The sequence below is a fragment of the Burkholderia sp. D-99 genome (assembly GCF_011605345.1).
Lineage (GTDB): Bacteria > Pseudomonadota > Gammaproteobacteria > Burkholderiales > Burkholderiaceae > Burkholderia.
Genome location: NZ_JAAOXM010000007.1, coordinates 99,631 through 116,770, shown reverse-complemented (window position 1 = coordinate 116,770; position 17,140 = coordinate 99,631). Strand labels below are relative to the sequence as shown.

16 protein-coding genes are annotated in these 17,140 nt (G+C 65.9%); 8 read left to right on the top strand and 8 right to left on the bottom strand.

From position 1 onward, the window contains the following. The first annotated feature begins 37 nt into the window (after nucleotides 1-37). Nucleotides 38-1,129 carry a glycosyltransferase family 9 protein gene (locus HAV18_RS24265; protein ID WP_166961362.1) on the top strand — a complete coding sequence of 364 codons (1,092 nt, stop codon included), beginning with the start codon at nucleotides 38-40 and terminating at the stop codon, nucleotides 1,127-1,129. Between the two features lie 178 nt (nucleotides 1,130-1,307). Then, nucleotides 1,308-2,486 carry a glycosyltransferase family 9 protein gene (locus HAV18_RS24260; protein ID WP_166960854.1) on the top strand — a complete coding sequence of 393 codons (1,179 nt, stop codon included), beginning with the start codon at nucleotides 1,308-1,310 and terminating at the stop codon, nucleotides 2,484-2,486. 128 nt (nucleotides 2,487-2,614) lie between these two features. Here HAV18_RS24260 and HAV18_RS24255 read toward each other — a convergent pair whose 3' ends face one another. From HAV18_RS24255 to HAV18_RS24245, 3 genes are all read right to left on the bottom strand, one after another. After that, on the bottom strand, nucleotides 2,615-3,895 hold the full coding sequence (locus tag HAV18_RS24255; RefSeq protein ID WP_166960852.1) for an O-antigen ligase: 1,281 nt from the start codon (nucleotides 3,893-3,895) through the stop codon (nucleotides 2,615-2,617). 161 nt (nucleotides 3,896-4,056) lie between these two features. After that, nucleotides 4,057-4,899, bottom strand: a complete 843-nt coding sequence (locus tag HAV18_RS24250; protein ID WP_166960850.1) for a glycosyltransferase family 2 protein — start codon at nucleotides 4,897-4,899, stop codon at nucleotides 4,057-4,059. A 120-nt stretch (nucleotides 4,900-5,019) separates the two neighbouring features. Next, entirely contained in the window at nucleotides 5,020-5,772 is a 753-nt protein-coding gene (locus tag HAV18_RS24245) for a glycosyltransferase family 2 protein (RefSeq protein ID WP_166960847.1), read from the bottom strand. A 225-nt stretch (nucleotides 5,773-5,997) separates the two neighbouring features. Between HAV18_RS24245 and msbA the strand changes: the two genes are divergently transcribed. After that, on the top strand, nucleotides 5,998-7,749 hold the full coding sequence (msbA, locus tag HAV18_RS24240; RefSeq protein WP_243771763.1) for a lipid A export permease/ATP-binding protein MsbA: 1,752 nt from the start codon (nucleotides 5,998-6,000) through the stop codon (nucleotides 7,747-7,749). Between the two features lie 94 nt (nucleotides 7,750-7,843). Continuing rightward, nucleotides 7,844-8,224 (top strand): RcnB family protein, encoded by a 381-nt coding sequence (locus tag HAV18_RS24235; protein ID WP_166960841.1) that lies wholly within the window; start codon nucleotides 7,844-7,846, stop codon nucleotides 8,222-8,224. A gap of 64 nt (nucleotides 8,225-8,288) precedes the next feature. On the opposite strand, the gene HAV18_RS24230 is transcribed toward HAV18_RS24235, so the two are convergent. From HAV18_RS24230 to HAV18_RS24210, 5 genes are all read right to left on the bottom strand, one after another. Continuing rightward, complete coding sequence (locus tag HAV18_RS24230; protein WP_166961359.1) at nucleotides 8,289-8,855, bottom strand: aromatic acid exporter family protein; 567 nt, start codon at nucleotides 8,853-8,855, stop codon at nucleotides 8,289-8,291. A 41-nt stretch (nucleotides 8,856-8,896) separates the two neighbouring features. Further along, on the bottom strand, nucleotides 8,897-10,156 hold the full coding sequence (locus HAV18_RS24225; protein WP_166960838.1) for an MFS transporter: 1,260 nt from the start codon (nucleotides 10,154-10,156) through the stop codon (nucleotides 8,897-8,899). Beyond that, a complete protein-coding gene (locus HAV18_RS24220) occupies nucleotides 10,153-11,115 on the bottom strand; it encodes a PRC-barrel domain-containing protein (RefSeq protein ID WP_166960835.1) in 963 nt (320 codons plus the stop codon). The genes HAV18_RS24225 and HAV18_RS24220 overlap by 4 nt, the downstream gene beginning before the upstream one ends. A gap of 259 nt (nucleotides 11,116-11,374) precedes the next feature. Beyond that, nucleotides 11,375-12,604 carry a collagen-like triple helix repeat-containing protein gene (locus HAV18_RS24215; protein WP_166960832.1) on the bottom strand — a complete coding sequence of 410 codons (1,230 nt, stop codon included), beginning with the start codon at nucleotides 12,602-12,604 and terminating at the stop codon, nucleotides 11,375-11,377. A 482-nt stretch (nucleotides 12,605-13,086) separates the two neighbouring features. Beyond that, nucleotides 13,087-13,422 carry a YggL family protein gene (locus HAV18_RS24210; protein WP_166960829.1) on the bottom strand — a complete coding sequence of 112 codons (336 nt, stop codon included), beginning with the start codon at nucleotides 13,420-13,422 and terminating at the stop codon, nucleotides 13,087-13,089. Nucleotides 13,423-14,152: 730 nt separating this feature from the next. Here HAV18_RS24210 and HAV18_RS24205 point away from each other — a divergent pair. The 4 genes from HAV18_RS24205 to HAV18_RS24190 all read left to right on the top strand — a co-directional run bounded on the left by HAV18_RS24205 (nucleotide 14,153) and on the right by HAV18_RS24190 (nucleotide 16,984). Then, complete coding sequence (locus HAV18_RS24205; RefSeq protein WP_166960826.1) at nucleotides 14,153-14,341, top strand: hypothetical protein; 189 nt, start codon at nucleotides 14,153-14,155, stop codon at nucleotides 14,339-14,341. Between the two features lie 4 nt (nucleotides 14,342-14,345). Further along, the gene (locus HAV18_RS24200) at nucleotides 14,346-14,969 is read left to right on the top strand and encodes a Fic family protein (protein ID WP_166960823.1); all 624 of its coding nucleotides are present in this window, start codon (nucleotides 14,346-14,348) and stop codon (nucleotides 14,967-14,969) included. A gap of 291 nt (nucleotides 14,970-15,260) precedes the next feature. Beyond that, entirely contained in the window at nucleotides 15,261-15,800 is a 540-nt protein-coding gene (locus HAV18_RS24195) for a hypothetical protein (RefSeq protein WP_166960820.1), read from the top strand. 248 nt (nucleotides 15,801-16,048) lie between these two features. After that, nucleotides 16,049-16,984 (top strand): site-specific integrase, encoded by a 936-nt coding sequence (locus tag HAV18_RS24190; protein ID WP_166960817.1) that lies wholly within the window; start codon nucleotides 16,049-16,051, stop codon nucleotides 16,982-16,984. Nucleotides 16,985-17,140: the final 156 nt, after the last annotated feature.

Here is a 17,140-nt window from a genome sequence, read left to right as displayed (position 1 = left end):
CGTCGCGACGACAAAAACTGACAGTCACCACATGACCATGGCCAATGGGAACCCGACGCAACGGATCCTCGTGATCCGGATTGATTTTCTGGGCGACATGCTGTGCACGACGGCGTTTCTCGGCGCGCTGAAGGAGCGCTGGCCCGGTGCGGAGCTGCATGTGGTCGCGAACCGTTACAACGCGGCGGCGCTGGCCGGAAACCCGGACGTGGACACGATCCACACCTACGTGTATAGCCGCCAATGCGAACGCAACGACCGTCCCGGGCGAATGCGCGCATTCTTCGACCGGCTGCGGCTCGTGCGTCGCCTGCGTCGCTTGCGGTTCGACCTCGTGGTCGTGCCGAACGGCGGCATGCATCGCAGCAGCATGCAGTTCGCGCGCCAGATCGGTGCGAAGGATTGTCGCTGGCACGATGCCGAAACCGAATTCGACGATCGCAAACCCGAGCATGTCGCGCAGCGGCCGATGTGCCACGAGGCGCTGTCGGGTTTCCGGCTCGTGCCCGAGCTCGGCTGCGCCGATCTCGACCGTCTTGAGTTGTCGGTTCATCCCGACCGCGTGCTGCAGGATGCGTGGTATCGGCTGCTCGGCGCGCGCACGAAACCGCGGGTCGGGCTGTTCGTGACGAACAAGGCGGCCGAGCGCCGCTGGCCCGCGGACCGCTGGCGCGACCTTGCCGAGCGGCTTGCGCCGTGCGCCGACGTGATCGTCTTTCGCGACCCGGTCGTCGGCCACGCCCCCGAGGACGATTCGTGGCGCGACGTGAGCGCACGCCATGTTGCACCTTCCTCGGTCGCCGAACTGGTGGCGGCCGCGAGCCTGCTCGATGCGATCGTCTCGGCCGACAGCGCCCCCGTGCATCTCGCGTCGGCGCTCGGCGTCCCGGTCGCCGCGCTGTTCGAGGACCGTCCCGAGAAATACCTGCGCTGGCACCCGCTCGGTGTGCCGCACGTGATCCTGCGCGCCGGCGCGACCGTCGACGCGATCGATGTCGACGCGGTCGAGCGCGCGGTGCGTCACCTGCTGCCGCAGGCCGCCCTTCGCGACGAACCGTTGGCCGACGCAGCACACACGCGGCCCGTTACCGTTGCTGCAACGCCGACGATCATGACGGTCGCTTCGTAGCACCACGGGCATTGCAAGCACCGCGTACGGCAACGGCACACGCTGCGCCTGCCGTGGTTCACGCCGCGAACGGGGCCGTATCGGGGCAGCTGAACGGCCGATTCGCCATGCCGCGCCGGCTGCTGCAAAATCCTGTACATTGCCAGCCTTGTTCAGCCAGCCGGATACACCGATCGCCGTGGCCCTGTTTTCTTCCGCCCGCCCGCCCAGAACCATCCTCGTAGCCGCGCCGCGCCGTATCGGCGACGTGCTGCTGACGACGCCGCTCGTCCGTTCGCTGAAGGCCCGCTGGCCGGATGCGCAGATCGACATGCTGGTGTTTCGCGGCACCGAAGGCGTGCTCGAGCACAATCCGGACGTGCGGCGCGTGATCGTCGTCGCGCAGCGCGCGGGATTGCGCGAGCGGCTGCGCGACGCGCTGTCGATGTGGCGCCGCTACGATCTTGCGTGCGCGGCGCTGAGCTCCGACCGGCCGCGCTTCTACAGCTGGTTCGCGGGCCGCAAGCGGGTGGGCCTCGTCGATCCGAACCGCGTGACGTGGCTCACGCGGATGATGCTGAACGGGATCGCGATCAATCATCACGAATCCGCGCACACGGTCGTCAGTACGCTGGCACTCGCGCCGGTGATCGGCATCGAGCCGGTGTCGGAAGTCGTCGCGCCCGGCATCGGCGACGATCCGGCACGGCGGGCGCGCTTCGACGCGTGGCTCGCCGAGTCGCCGGCGATCCGCGACGGCAGGCCGCTGGTCGTGCTGCATCCTTATCCGATGTTCCGTTACAAGCAATGGCGGCTCGACGGCTGGGTCGAGATGGTCGGCTGGCTGCGCGAGCAGGGTTTCGCGGTCGCGTTGTCGGGCGGCCCGGCCGACAGCGAGCGCGAGTATGCGGAGCAGGTCGCGGCCGAAGCGGGCGGTGACGTGCTGAACCTGGTCGGACGCCTGACGTTCGGTGAAAGCGCCGAACTCGTACGGCGCGCACGGCTCTTCATCGGGCCCGACACCGGCGCGACACACGTCGCGGCGGCGACCGGCACCGACACGATCGCGCTGTTCGGTCCGTCCGACCCGGTGCGCTGGGGGCCATGGCCGCAGCACTGGCCGGCGACCGAGAATCCGTGGCCGCTGCGCGGCTCGGGGCGGCACGGCAACGTGTGGCTGCTGCAGGGGGAGGGCGATTGCGTGCCGTGCCGGCACGAGGGCTGCGAGCGCAAGGTCGACAGCCGCAGCGACTGCCTCGTCAATCTCGGTGCGCAGCGTGTGAAAGCCGCCGCGGCCGAGATGCTCGGGCTGAATCCGCCGGGCCCGGCTGAAGCCGTCGTCGATACGTCGCGGCTGCATCGCACCGGATCCGACTGACGCGCGGGAGGCGCGCGCTTTTCGCGGGTTGCCGGCGCCTTGATACGTGACGAGCCGCGCAGCCCGTTTCCTTCGAAGATAGCGAACTCCGCAGTGGCCGAAACCGGCCGGCCGCGGAGCGTATGTCGTTACGCGCTGCGCCGGATCGCCGACGTCTCGCGCGGCAGCGCCTCGCCGCGCTCGCCGCAGCCGAGCAGGATGCCGGCCAGCAGCACGATCAGGTGCCCCTCGGCGAAATCGAGCAGCAGCGAATTCGCGAGACTGCCGATCGCGAAGATCGCGAGCCAGGCGAGCAGCAGATGCCGCGAGCGCGGGTCGAGCGCGCGGCTGCCGCGTGCGATCTGCACGATCAAGTTGATGAACAGCAGCAGGCCGAGCATACCGAGCTGCACGGCCATCAGCAGGTATTCGTTGTGCGGGTTCGACGTGAGCTGGCCTTCGGCGGCCGTCTTGCCGGCCGTGAGTTTCTCGAATTCGAATTCGAGGCCGCCCGCGCCATAGCCGATCACCGGGCGCTGGCGATACAGTTCGAGCCCCTTCTTGTACCACTCGAGTCGCAGCCCGGTCGACGTCGCCGCATCGCTTTGCCGATACTGCTGCACTTCCGACACGACCTTGACGAGCCGGCCGTTGTGAACCGTACACGCGGCGACCACCAGTGCGATGCCGGCCAGGACGAACACCCCGGCGACGAGCCCTGCGCGCAGCGCCGACCGGCGGCGCAGCAACAGCACGAAACGCACTGCGACCACGAGGATCAGCAGCAGCGCAATGACTTGCCCGGTGCGCCCCTGCAGCATCACGAATACGTTCACCAGCGACCACGCGGCGATGGCGGCGCAAGCGACACGCGACAGCGTCGTGCGGGCCGACAGCGCGAGATCGGCCGCCTGGTAGAACAGCAGCGCGCCGAACATGCCGGCGGCGATGTGGTTCTTGAACACCCACGCGCGCGACAGCGGCAGCTGGGTCGCATGCGCGGGCCCGATCGCGGTCAGCCCGAGATAGTTGGTCGTCGACAGGAGCAGGATCACGCACAGCGTGCCGAACCAGCAGCGCTGCACGATCGGCGCCCAGTTCGAATGACGGAACGCGAGCACGGCGAAGGGCAGCAGCAGCAGCTTGTCGTATTTGGCGACCCAGTTCCACGCCTTGTCGTGCGGCGCAACCGTATAGGCGACGCTGACGGTCAGCGCGGCGAGGATCAGCAGTGCCGCGAGCGAAGCCTGGTCGGTGACGAACGAGCGCAGGTCGCGCCAGAATTCGGGAGAGATGACGAGCACGGCGGCAAACAACCCGCAGAAGACGTTGGTCAGCGCGGTCGAGACCGGCACCATGCAGAGCGCGGCAACGGCGAAGGCGCGGGCGGCGGTCAGGCGCCGGGTGGCGGGAGCGGAAAACGAAAGCATCGGAACCTGTCGAATGGACGAATGCAACACGCGGGCACGTGCTGCGCGCCGCGTGTCCCTGCGGCATGGGCCGGGACGAACCGCGCAGTATACGCGAAGCCGACCGCGTTTCCGTGTCGTTTCCGGGGCCTGATCAGACGTGTCCGATCACCCGCGCACATTCAGCTGAATGCGCGCTTGATCCGCGAGCGCAGCAGCGCGCGCTTCAGGCGTCCTTCGATGGCCGGCGTGTCGAGCGCGACGCGCGCGCCGGCCGGTTCGCCGCGATGCAGGTAGTAGCGGTCGAACGTCGCCTGGGTCATGCCCCATTTGTTCAGGAACTGGCGGCGGCCGTCGTTCTTGACGATCTTGCCGGTGCTTTTCTGCTGGAAATGGTAGACGAGGCTGTCGCCCACACCGAGGAAGATCCGGCAGCCGGCATCCCAGAATTTCATCGAGAAATCGTTGTCGCTGCTCATGCCGGGCGACAGTTCGCTGCTGTAGCCGCCGATCCGGTTCCACCAGTCGCGGTGCACGAGCGTCGGCGGCCAGGTCGAGCCGAGCCAGTCCGCGCGCGTGAGCTTCGGGGCTGCCGCGACGAGGCCCGCCGCGTCGAATTGTTCGGCGTCGCGGCCGAAATTGCTGACCACGACGCACGGGTTGCGCGTGTCGACCGGCTCGATCATCGTGCCCGACAGCATGAACAGGTCGGTCGGCATTTGTTCGATGCGGCGCACGAGCGCCGTGTCCCAGCCGGGGCAGCAGAACATGTCGTCGTTCATGTAGACGACGTAGTCGCGGGTCGCGCGCGCGGCGGCCCAGTTCACCGCGTGACAGATGCCGATGTTGGACGGCGACGCGGTGTGTTCGATGCCTTCGCTGCGCACCCAGTCGAGCGTACCGTCCGAGCCGTCGTTCACGTGCACGATGATCTGGTGATCGTACGCGGAGTGGCGGCGCAGGCTGTCAACGACGAGCTTGAGGTATGGCAGGTTGTTCCAGGTCGGAATGATGATGGAGAACATGGCGGTCGGATTCGGTGAGCGTCGTGGCGGGCGGCGCGCGGCGCCGCCTGTCGGGCGGGCACGCGCGGCGCGGGCAGGCCGGCATTGTAACGCCGCGCCGGTCGCGTGCCGGGCGGGTGCTCAGCGTGCCTGTTCGTGGCCGAGCTTCAGGAACCGGTAATACACGGTTTCCGCGTTGAACACGGCGATCATGAAGCCGGCGCGGCCGTCGAGGAAGCCGCGCCGCAGCACGTAGGTGCGCACGAACGCCCAGGCGCCGCGCGCGAGCGCCTTGCCGAAGCCGCCGCGCTGGCCGGCCGTGCGGCGCTGGCGCGCGCCGGCCGTCGAATACGCGTCGAGCTTGCGCACGACGGTTTCGAAATCCTCGTACGAGTAGTGCATCAGCTTGCCGGACAGGCGCTGCGCGGCGCCGTCGAACACGAGGCGCTCGTGCACGAGATCGTCCGAAAAGCGCGCGCAGCCGCGCCGGAACAGGCGCGGCACCCAGTCCGGATACCAGCCGCTGTGATGGATCCACTGGCCGCAGAAGCTCGACAGCCGGTCGACCGCATAGACCTGCGCAGCGGGTGCGCGGATCGTGTCGCGGATCGACTGCGCGAGTTCCGGGGTGACGACTTCGTCGGTATCGAGGGACAGGACCCAGTCGGTGTCGAGTGCATCGAGCGCGCGGTTCTTCTGCGGGCCGAAGCCCGGCCAGTCGCGCTCGACGATCACGCGTGCGCCGTGCGCTTGCGCGATCGCGACGGTATCGTCGGTGCTGCCGCCGTCGATGACGACGACGTCGTCGGCGAACGACAGCGCGGCAAGGCACTGCGCAAGCCGCGCGGACGCGTTGAGGGCGATGAGGGCGACGCCGAGGGAGGGTTCAGCCATGAAATCGTCGGAAAGGCGGAGAAAACGGTGAGCGGCAGTATACCCGCGGCCCGGCCGCCGCCCGCGTCGGTCATGACCGTGCCGGCCGGGGCGGTACGGCTATAATGTTGAGCCCTTTTCGGCACCCGCCCGGTGGGGGCGATATCCCGGGCGGTCATGCGCCGGGCGCCGCTTTGCGGCTCAAGAAGGATTGCCTTGGAAACCCAGAACACTCTTCGCAAACCGATGGACGGCACCGGCACCTCGCCGGTCACGGTCCTCAAGCGCCTGTGGCCGTACATCCGGCCGCTGATCGGCATCGTGGTGCTCGCCGTGATGACGATGGGCGTCGTCGCGGCCACCGAGGCCGGTATCCCGGCGCTGCTCAAGCCGCTCCTCGATCACGGTTTCGGCGCGCATGGCAGCGACAGCGCGAAATGGTACGTGCCGATCGCGGTGATCGGCCTCGCGCTCGTGCGCGGCGTGTCGCAGTACACGTCGAATTACCTGCTCAACTACGTATCGAACCGCATCCTGCTGCAACTGCGGCTCGAGATGTTCCAGCGGATGCTCCACACGAGCGCGTCGTTCTTCCAGCGCGAAACCGCGAGCACGGTGATCAATGCGATCGTGTTCGAGGTCAACCAGATCCTGTCGGTGCTGACGGGCGTGATGGTCACGCTCGTGCGCGATTCGCTGACGGTGATCTTCCTGCTCGGCTACCTGTTCTACCTGAACTGGCGGCTGACACTGATCGTCGCGGTGATCCTGCCGGGCATCGGCTGGCTCGTCAGCAAGATCAACCGCCGCCTGCGCCGCCTGAACCGCGAGCACCAGACGCTGACCAACGAGCTGTCGTACATCGTCGAGGAGACGGTCGGCGGCTACAAGGTCGTCAAGGTGCACAACGGCGAAGCGTACGAGATGGACCGCTTCACGCAGATGAGCAAGCGCCTGCGCGGCTACGCGATGCGCATGACGGTTTCCGGCGGCCTCGCTCAGCCGCTCACGCAGTTCCTCGCGTCGATCGCGCTCGCGGTCGTGATCACGATCGCGGTCGTGCAGTCGTCGAACGACCAGACGACAGTCGGCGGCTTCGTCGCGTTCGTCACGTCGATGCTGCTGGTGATCTCGCCGCTCAAGCACCTGATCGACGTCAACCAGCCGCTGCAGCGCGGGATGACGGCCGCGGAGCTGATCTTCGGGCTGATCGACGAGCCGGCCGAACCGCAAGGCGGCGGCCGGCCGCTGCCGCAAGCGCGTGGCGAGATCGAATTCCGCAACGTGTCGTTCGACTACGGCGCGGCCGAGCGGCCGACGCTCGACCGCATCTCGTTCAAGGTCGCGCCCGGTGAAATGATTGCCCTCGCGGGCCCGTCCGGCAGCGGCAAGACGACGCTCGTGAACCTGCTGCCACGCTTCTTCGATCCGACCGACGGTGCGATCCTGGTCGACGGCGTGCCGGTTGCCGACTACGACCTCCACGCGCTGCGCGGCCAGATGGCGATGGTCAGCCAGGACGTCGTGCTGTTCAACGACACGATCGCCGCGAACGTCGCGTACGGGCAGACGCCCGACCGCGCGCGCGTGCAGGCCGCGCTCGAGGCCGCGAACCTCGCCGATGCGGTCGCCGCGATGCCCGACGGGCTCGACACGCTCGTCGGCGGCAACGGGATGCGGCTGTCCGGCGGCCAGCGCCAGCGGCTCGCGATCGCGCGCGCGATCTACAAGGACGCGCCGATCCTGATTCTCGACGAAGCGACGTCGGCGCTCGACTCGGAATCGGAGCGCCACGTGCAGGCCGCGCTCGAACGGCTGATGGAAGGCCGCACGACGCTCGTGATCGCGCACCGGCTGTCGACGATCGAGCGGGCGGACCGCATCCTCGTGCTCGAGGCCGGCAAGATCGTCGAAGAGGGCAGCCACGACGAATTGCTGCGCCACGGCGGCCTCTACGCGCACCTGCACCGGATCCAGTACCAGCAGCAGGCGGCGTAACGCGCGGTCATGCGGCCGCGCGTTACCGTGTGCTAGTCTTCATCGGGTAGTTCGAGTGGTTTCGTTCGACGTGACAACACGGAGGGAAGGCACAATGAAGAAGATGCACGGGATGATGCTGGCTGCGGTGATCGCGGCGGGTTTCGCCGCGCCGGCCGCGATGGCGCAGGACCACGACAACCACAACGACCAGGGCGACCACGGCATGCAGCGTGGCCACGGCCCGAAACGCCCGCCGCCCGGCCAGATGCGTCATGAGGACGACGTGCCGCCGCGCTGGGCCGACCAGCCGCGTCGCGAGTGGCACAAGGGCGACCGGCTTCCCCCCGAGTTCCGCGATCGCCAGTACGTGATCGACGACTGGCGCGGCTATCACCTGAGCGCGCCGCCGCGCGGCTATCAATGGGTCGGCGTCGGCGGGGATCACCTGCTGGTGCAGATCGGTTCCGGCATCGTGCTGCGGATCGGCGACTGACCTTGCCGATCGCCCGGCACGTATCGCGATGCCGCGATGCGCGCCGGGCAGCCGGTTCGCCGCGTCACTTTGCCGCTGCGCGGCGGAACCAGCGGCGCTCGATTTTCGACATCACCCAGCACACGCCCAGCGCACACACGGTGCCGAGCGTCACTTCACCGAGCCGCATCAGCGGAATGTCCCACAGCGGGCCGTTGCCCGGAAACAGCAGCACGATCGTCGCGGTTACGCCGCCGAGCCGTGCGGCGCTGCCGACGTTCAGGCACCAGCAGCAGACGATCACGACCGCGACGGTAATCGCATATGCAACGAGGCGGTCGCCGCCGAGCGCCGCACCGGCGAAGCCGAGCACGCCGCCGACCATCGCGCCGATGAACTGGTCGCGCGACAGCGACATCGTGTCCGAGTAGTTGTGCTGCGTGACAGCGATCGCGGTGATCGCCGCCCACACGGCCTGCTCGGTGTGCAGCGCGTGGCCGATCACATAGGCGAGGCACGCGCCGCACACGGCCTGCAGCGCCATCAGCCCGCCTTGGGCGAGCCGTTCGCTGAATGACAGCCCCTTGAACAGATCGAAGATCGACTGCTGGATCTGCTGGCGGGCTTCGTTGAGTGTCCTGATCGTATCCATCATGCGTTGGTCAAGAAGCGGGTAACGGCGGCGCGCGGGCGTCAGTGCGCCTGTTCGGGCGATGCGGCGGCCGGTTCGTCGGCCGCCGCATCGCCGTTCTCGACGCGCGTTTCGGGCATCACGAGCCAGACCAGCAGCACCGCCAGCGCACCGGCGCCGGCGAGCCCGAAGAAGCTGACGGCATTTCCGAAGTGATCGGCGACGTAGCCGGCCGCCGCGGTGCTGAGCGTCGCGCCGATCCCGGCCGCGAGCCCGAACAGCCCGATGCACAGGTTGTAGCGGCCCTTGCCGCCTGCGACGTCGGCCGCGATCAGCGGCAGCATCACGCCGAATACGGCCGCGCTGATGCCGTCGAGCATCTGCACCGGCACCAGCAGGTACGGGCTGCTCACGCCCGCGAACAGCAGCGCGCGCACCGGCAGTGCCGAGAAGCCGAGCAGCAGGATCGGCCGTCGGCCCCAGCGCTGCGCGGAGCGGCCGACCCACGGCGACAGCATCGCGACGATCGCCTGCGGCACGATGATGCACGCGGCGATCACGAGCTGAACGTTCTCGCCCATCCCGGCCGTGACTTCGCCGGCCGCGAGGTTCAGCATCGCCGCGTTCGACAGGTGGAACAGCACGACGCAGGCCGCGAAGATCAGCATCCGGCGGTCGCGCAGCAGTTCGACCAGTGTTTCGCGTTCGCCGGCTTCGTCGTGCTCGTCGGGTTTCGACGATTGCGGGATCACCTCGTGGGTCGGCTGGATCATCGCGAGTGCGAACAGCGCGGGCAGCGCCAGCACGGCGGTCAGCCAGAACACTGCGCGCGCGGAGAAGTATTCGCCGGTGAGCCCCATCAGGCCCGCGGCGACCGCGCTGCCGATCGACGCCCAGCGCGCGTTGCGGCCGAGCCGGTCGCCGAGATCGGCGCGGCCGACGAGCGAGAACGAGATCGCGGCCATCGCCGGCACGAGCATGCAGCTCGCGAAACCGTGGAACACTTCGGCGGCGATCACCGGCACGATGGTCGGGCTCGACGCGAGCAGCACCGCGGACAGGATGATGGCCGCGATCGCCCACGCGGCCGCGCCTTTCTTGTTCTTCAGCGCATCGACTGCCGCGCCGCCCGGCACCTGGCTGACCATCGCGCTGATCGTGCCGATCGACAGCACCATGCCGATCTCGCCCTGCGTCCACTTGTGCGAGGCGAGGTAGGACGCGATGAACGGACCGAACCCTGTTTGAACGTTTGCAACGAAGAAGTTGAGCCAGTCGAGGGACCGGAGACTGCGAACGCTGACGGAATGCTTGATCGTCATCGGGTCGCACTCGCAGACGAAGCCGGCGCCGGGGCAACGGGCGGGAAGACCGCGACGATCGGCTTGTCGGCCGCGTAGGGCGGCGACGCCTTGATCTGTGCGTCGTTCAGGTCCAGCTGCGGGTGCAGCGCCTTGTCGCGCGTGACGAAGCGCAGTGCGCCCCAGCTCGCGGCGATCGAGCGACGGTCGGTATTGACGAGGCCGCCGAGGTCGAGCACGACGGCCTGCGGCTGCGACGCGCGGTCGATCAGCACGTCGACGATGCGACCGATCTTCGTGCCGTTCGGGCGCTCGACATCGCTGTCGAGCATCGGCAGCCGTGTCGCGGGCGAGGCCGCGGCCGAGCCCGACAGCGGCACGGCCTTCGGCCGCGCGGCCGGCGGCAGGTCGCCCGACGGCACGTCGAGCACGATCGGTTCCTGTTTGCCGCCCGGCGTGAAGCGGAACACGTTCCACGGGAAGATGACCTTGCGGTCGCCGACGCCCATGAAGCCCTGCAGGTTGACGATCATCTCGCGCGGCTTGCCGCTCGCGTCGGTCACCATGTCGACCGCGCGGCCGATCACCTTGCCGTTGCGGCGCGCGACCTCGCTGTCGAGCAGCGCATGGATCTGGGTGCGGTCGAGCGGGCGCGTCGCGACGATCGGTGGCGGCGGGGGCGGTGGAGGCGTCGGTGTTTCGGGGCGCTGCACGGGTTTCGGCCGCGTCGCTTCGCGGTGCGGCTTCTTCGGCGCTTCCGGCGCCTCCGGATGCGTCGGCGCCGGCACGGGCGGCATCGTCAGCGGCTCGCCGGCGGTTTCCTCGACGTGCTCGACCAGCGCCTCGCTGATCGGCGCGGGCGGGTTCTGGACCGGCAGCAGACCGCAGCCGGACAGCAGCACGGCGGCGGCGAGAATCAGGAAGACCGTCGAGGACGGTAACGACTTGCGGGATGCGGGAAACGGAAGTCCGCCGCTCATTGACACTCACTCCATGGGTCGGGGGCGGCCCTACGGCACGCGGCTGGCGATGGATGGCGGGTGCGGGCGGCGCACCACGCGAGGTGAGATTTTAACGTGTCTTGCTTTCAGGACCGATTTTGATGGCCGGTTGCAGGCGGACTGTGGGGAAAAGGTAGGGATCGGAGGTGACGCGGGTGATGCCGGATGACGGCCGAGGATGCCGCTGCGGCGCCCGACCGTCGAGGATGACGATCCGGGCGCCGCCCGTGCCGGCTGCTTATTTGACCAGTGCGCCGAGCGTCGTCGTCACGGGTGCGAGCACGCCGCCGCCCGTCTTCGAGATCGCTCCGGTACCGGTGCTGCCCGTCAGCGCCGCGACGGGCGAGCCGCCGGCCGCGCCAGACACCGCTCCCGTCACGGTGCCGACCGCCGACGTGAGCGCGCCTGCCGGGCTGCTGCCGCCCGTCGTGCCACCGAGTGCGCCCGTCGACAGGAGCCCCGTGACCGGCGCGAGCGGACTTGTCGCGGCACCGCTGCCGCCGAGCAGCGTCGTGCCGGCCGTGGCCACCGTGTTGCCGGTTGCCGTCACCACGTTGCCGACGCCGGTCGTGACCGGATTGCCACCGGTCTTCGCGATCGTCGTGCCGGCGTTCGCGACACCGTTGCCGACCGTCGTCACGAGGTTCGTGAGCGGCGCGCCGAGCGGCGTGCTCGCTGCGACGGTCTGCGTGACCGACCCGACCGTCGTCGTGATCGGCGTGATCGCCGAACTGGCGGCGCCCGTGACCTGCGCGACGGGGCCGGTCGACAGCTGGGTGCCGAGCGTTGTGCCGCCGCCCGCGATCGTATTGCCGAGCGTCGTGATCGCGCCGCCGACGGGCGACGTGACGGGGGCGAGCGGGGCCAGTGCCGAGCCGCTGGCGCCAAGACTCGACACGACACCGCCGGTCGCGGCGACTGCGTTGCCGAGGTTCGTGACGACGCCGCCCGTGCTCGCGACCGTCGTGCCGACCGGGTTCGACGACGCGCCGAGCTGGCCGAGCCCCGACCCGACGCCGTTGCCGAGCGTCGTGACGGCCGCGCCGGCGTCCTGCACGACGGTGCCGAGCCCTTGCGTGGTCGCCGCGTTCGTGCCCGGCAGCGACTGGCCGGCGATCACCGTGCCGGCGCCCGACACGGTGCCGCCCGCGGCTGTCACGATGTTGCTGGACGAATCGATCGTCTGGCCGAGCGCATTGGCCGAGGTGCCCGCGCCCGAGGTGCTGCCGGTGCCACCGGAGCCGCTGCCCGTGCTGCCGACGGTCGAGCCGGTTCCCGACCCGTTGCCGGAGCCGTTGCCCGTACCGCCGGTCGTGGCCGTCGTATCGCCCGAACCCGATCCGCCACCGCCGGTGCCCTGGCTCAGCGAGCCGGAGCCGCCGCACGCGGACAGCGACATCAGCGCCGCAACGCCTGCCGCGATCATGATCATTCGGAGTCCTGCTTGATGGGTGTTCGGCGTATTCATGTCATCCTCGTATCGATTGAAGGGGTGGGTCAGGCGGCCTTCGCGTGCGCCGGTTTTTCGTCGCCACGATGGGGAAGCGGCTGGCGCATCGTTGGTTGTCTCCCTGATTGACCTGTCGCCGTGTCGCGTTTTCGCCTGTACCGGAAGCCGGAACACCTGTCGGGCGAGCGGTTTGCATTCTTTCGTATTGCTTGCCGATCGTGCCGGAAAACACCGGATTCCTGGCGATCAGAGTAGGTCTGCCGGCAGGAGACGTCCTTTAACGATCGTTAAATTGAAGTAAGCGTCCGATTCACTGCCGGAATCGGGGTAATCACGGTCGACGCGGTGCGAATCGTGTGAGTCGGTGCCGGTCGCGCGGGTGTCGGGCGACGGGGAAGGGAGGGGGAGCGGGAGAGGAGGCAGTGCAGGCAGGCGTCGGCCCGGCCCGCCATGACGGCGAGCAGGGCCGACGCTGCCCGATGCAGGGAGAAGCCGGAAAGTCAGGCGTCCGGATACCACGCATCGGTGAATTCGCTGACCTTGACGTCGGTCAGTTCCGGCCGTGCTGCCAGCCAGCCGCGCACGAGCTCGCGATCGGCGTCGGTCGTCGTGCCGCGCGGCGCGCCGGAGATCACGTAGGCGCCGATGCCTTCGTCCGCGGACGCGACGGTCAGCAGCCCGTTCGCTTCGACGAAGTCGATGAACGCATCGATCAGTTCGCCGCGTTCGAGGTCGGTCATCTCGTTGCGGTAATGCGCGGTCGCGTTGAACGCGAGTTCCTGGAATTCGCCGATATGGAGTTTCTTGCGCTGACGGCGGTTGTGGCCTTGGCTCATGGTGTGTGGTGAGTGCGAAAAGGGTCAATGAAAGGGCGGCGGCGGGCGCTGACGCGGCATGCGCGAGCGGCCCGGGCGCCGCATCGAAGCGCCGCGCGGCGAAGCCGGCGGCGGATGGGAGGAGCCTTACATCAGCACGATATCGTACTGCTTTGGTGTTTTTGATAAAATCATTAATAATCAATGTGTTGTGTGGATGGCGTGGGGCGACTGCTGTGCTGGCTACCCATCTGGCTACCCATCGACGTCGAGTTCGCTGTGCCGTGTGGCGGCGTCACTCGATTCGCGTGCATTATGCCTTAGCGGGATAGAAGGTAACCCCGTGTATGGCGAGCGCTGAGGAGTGACATGGGCAGGTTTGATGACTTGGTGCGGCGGTTTCGCGCTCGGGTGGACCGTTGCGTGAGCCGCGAGTTGTCGCTCGACTGGAACGCCGCAGATGCGATCGACCATCTGCAGGCCGAATGCGCGAGGTTGGGCCGGGCACTGCCAAATTCGCAACGGTCGATTTGGTACTCAATTTTCACGGGCTCAAAAATAAGCAATTTGATATAGTTCGGTCACTGCGCTGGTCGAGCGGATCTCTCCGCCGAATTTTTCGATGCGCGGATGTCACCTGTGGATAACTGCCCTGCGGCAGTTTTTTTCACATTCAAATTTTGCCGTTCGCACCTACCCATAGCTTCGCAAGCAGGTTATCCACAGGTGCGGTCGTGCCAAGGAACGAACTATGAAGGTTGTTGCCAGGAAAACAGATGGCAAGCTGCTCGCCCGTCTTGCTGCAGCGGCAAAGAAGCAATTGACCACGGCGGACATCGAACAACAGCGCGTGTCGTTCGTCTACAGCGTCATGGGGCAGCGCGAAGGTATGACTCGCGAGAAGGTTGAGAATTTAGTGAAGCAGCACGCTGCCGTCTGAAGGTATGATCCTCTGGGAACTGGCGCAGAGCGAGAAGAACGAGCATTACACGCAGCTCGAAGTTGCCAACACCGCCCGCCAATTCTCTTTCCTGCTATCACTGATAGAGGTCGCCAAGGGAGCTCAACAACAATGGCTCTCTGAAAGAATCATCAAGGCGCTGAACTATCATGCTATCGCCTGCCTGCATGACTACGCAGGGGAGTACAGGCCATGCATCGTCGAGCTGGGGAAGAATGAGGACGACCATCGACCGCCGATGCCTCATTCAGTGCCAGCGCAGATGGAACACTTCGTCCACTATGTCAACTCAAGGTGGACCAAATTTGATGCGCCCAAGCTCGCTGCCTTTGTTCTATGGCGCCTTAATCATATCCATCCGTTCGTAAATGGAAATGGGCGAACCGCGCGTGCTGCTGCGTATTTCGTAGCCTGTTTGAGGATCGGTGGAGCACTGCCAGGCAAGAAGACACTCCCTGAGTTGCTGTGTGACAACAGGAGCGAGTACGTAGCTGCTTTAAAGGTGGCGGATCGCTCTCAGGCCAGCGGCGTAAAACTCGATCTTGATCCGCTCACAGATCTAATTAGCCGTTTGCTGGACGAACAGGTCGCGAGTGCAACCGACTAGCGCGCTGGCGCGTCGGCAGCCGTGAGGGTGCAACACATGGAGTTGGCAGGACCAGGGCTGTCAAAGTCTTCCTCTAAGCTTGCAGCTTGCCTTGACCTCTAAGGGACCCTCGATCTTCACGCTCCGTGGGCCATTGCCAATCGTCCACGCCGGGAACGTTTAAGCAAGCACGCACGGCGAGAGGTCGCTCGACCGTAGACCACAGATGCGATTGATCGTTTGCGGGCCGAATACATGGCGCCGCAAATGTTCGGTCAGCGATGGACTAGGTGACCGTGATAGGGGGTAGCCATGTCGTCGTCAAATCGAATCGACCGCGAAGCGTTGTACGAACAAGTTTGGTCAATCCCAATGATCGAACTGGGAAAAGAGTTCGGCGTTTCCCGTCCGACTATCAAATGGGCTTGCGAGCAACTGCAGGTTCCGCTGCCGCCGCAAGCCTACTGGATTCATCGCAAGCGGGGCCATCTTTTACCTCGGCCTGGTCTGCCGTCGTTAAGCCCGGGCGAACCGTGGTCCATCACTATCGCCGAACTGATCGAGCACGAAGCGCCAAGGCGACTGCGCAAGCAAAACAGATTGAGACGGCAGCGAGATGCCGATCGTGCCAGGTACGCAATTGACGAGCACATCCAGTACGAGGAACTGCTGTCTGAGGTCGAATCGTGGACTCGCGCCGAATCCATCCGTCGATACCTGGCAGAGCTTGATCGCCAAAAGTATCTTGGCGCTGGGCCATCGAGCGACTACGAGGGTTGGTGCAAATGGGCTCGAGGTGTCGCCGCCGAACTCGACCCCACAGAGCGTCGCCTTCAACGCGGCGTAAGTTAAGCGGCGCATTGTGCACCGTGCTGCAAAGCGTTGCTGGGCAACGTCTCCGAAGAGTTCGATACAAACTTTCGTCGATCAATTTGTTGCGAGATGGTGCGCGAAAATGGCTATCGAATCAGTTGCTTGCGCTGGTTTTCGAGCGCAAACGGTCCGTGCGTCATGTCTGTGCCGTTTTGCAGTTCAATCACTTCGGTCAACGGGGCGTGCGTTAGATCTATTCGATCCACGATGAATGTGGAGATGACACGATGCCAAACGTAGCCACATGGTTCGACACTTGGCTTGCTGCGCAGCGTATTGAACCGTCGACAAAGCAGGGGTACGAAAGCGCAATCCGCTTTTGGCGGCTTGCGGAAAGTGATCGTGACCACCGGTTGCTAGGGATGATCGATCTATGCGAACTGAAGTTGAGCCATATCTTGGTCGCGATAGCTGGCCGCCCCGAGCTCAGCGGCAAGACGATCAACAACTATGTTTCGGTGCTGCGAAAAGCGCTCGACCTAGCCGTGTCCGACAGCGTTCTGACGGGCAATCCTGCAGCGAACGTGCCGCGTGCCAAGCATCAAAAACGGCCGCCCGATCCGTTCGCACGCGACGAAGCGGAAAAGATCATCGCGGAGGCAGGGCGCATCCATTCTGGGCAAGTGCATAACCTCATCGAGTTCTGGTTCTGGAGCGGCCTGCGGACATCAGAGGTCTTTGGTTTGCAGTGGTCGAAGGTGGACTTGCTTAACAGAACGATAGTGGTCGCGGAAGCGCTCGTGCGTGGTGAGCACAAGGATCGAACGAAAACGGCAGTTGCCCGCATGGTTCGTCTCAATAGCCGGGCACTTGCCGCATTGACGCGTCAGCGATCACTCCCCCGAATCGCTGACGAAGCAATTTTCCAGGATCCGCGGTACGGCACGCAATGGGAGGACGAACGGGCATTCCGTCGAAGCTTCTGGACTCCGATTCTCAAACGACTCGGAATCCGCTACCGCCGGCCGTACAACATGCGCCATAGCTACGCGACTGCAATGCTGATGGCCGGGATGACGCCCGCATTTTGCGCGAAGCAGTTAGGGCACAGTGTCGACACATTCCTGACAACCTATGCGAGATGGCTAGACGGTCGGCAAGACGCTATCGAAATGGCGCGCCTTGAAGCATCTCTCGATGATGGCCGCGACTTTTCAGGATGATTGGCTGCCGTTACCTGATGTGCGCGGATACGGTCGATCCGAGAGGAAAGTTAGCCTAAATCTAGGTGGTAGAAATACGAGTTCTTTCACCTGAATTTTATTTAAATACTTCATATCACAATCGTTGTTCAACCACTACACCTAGACGTATCCAAG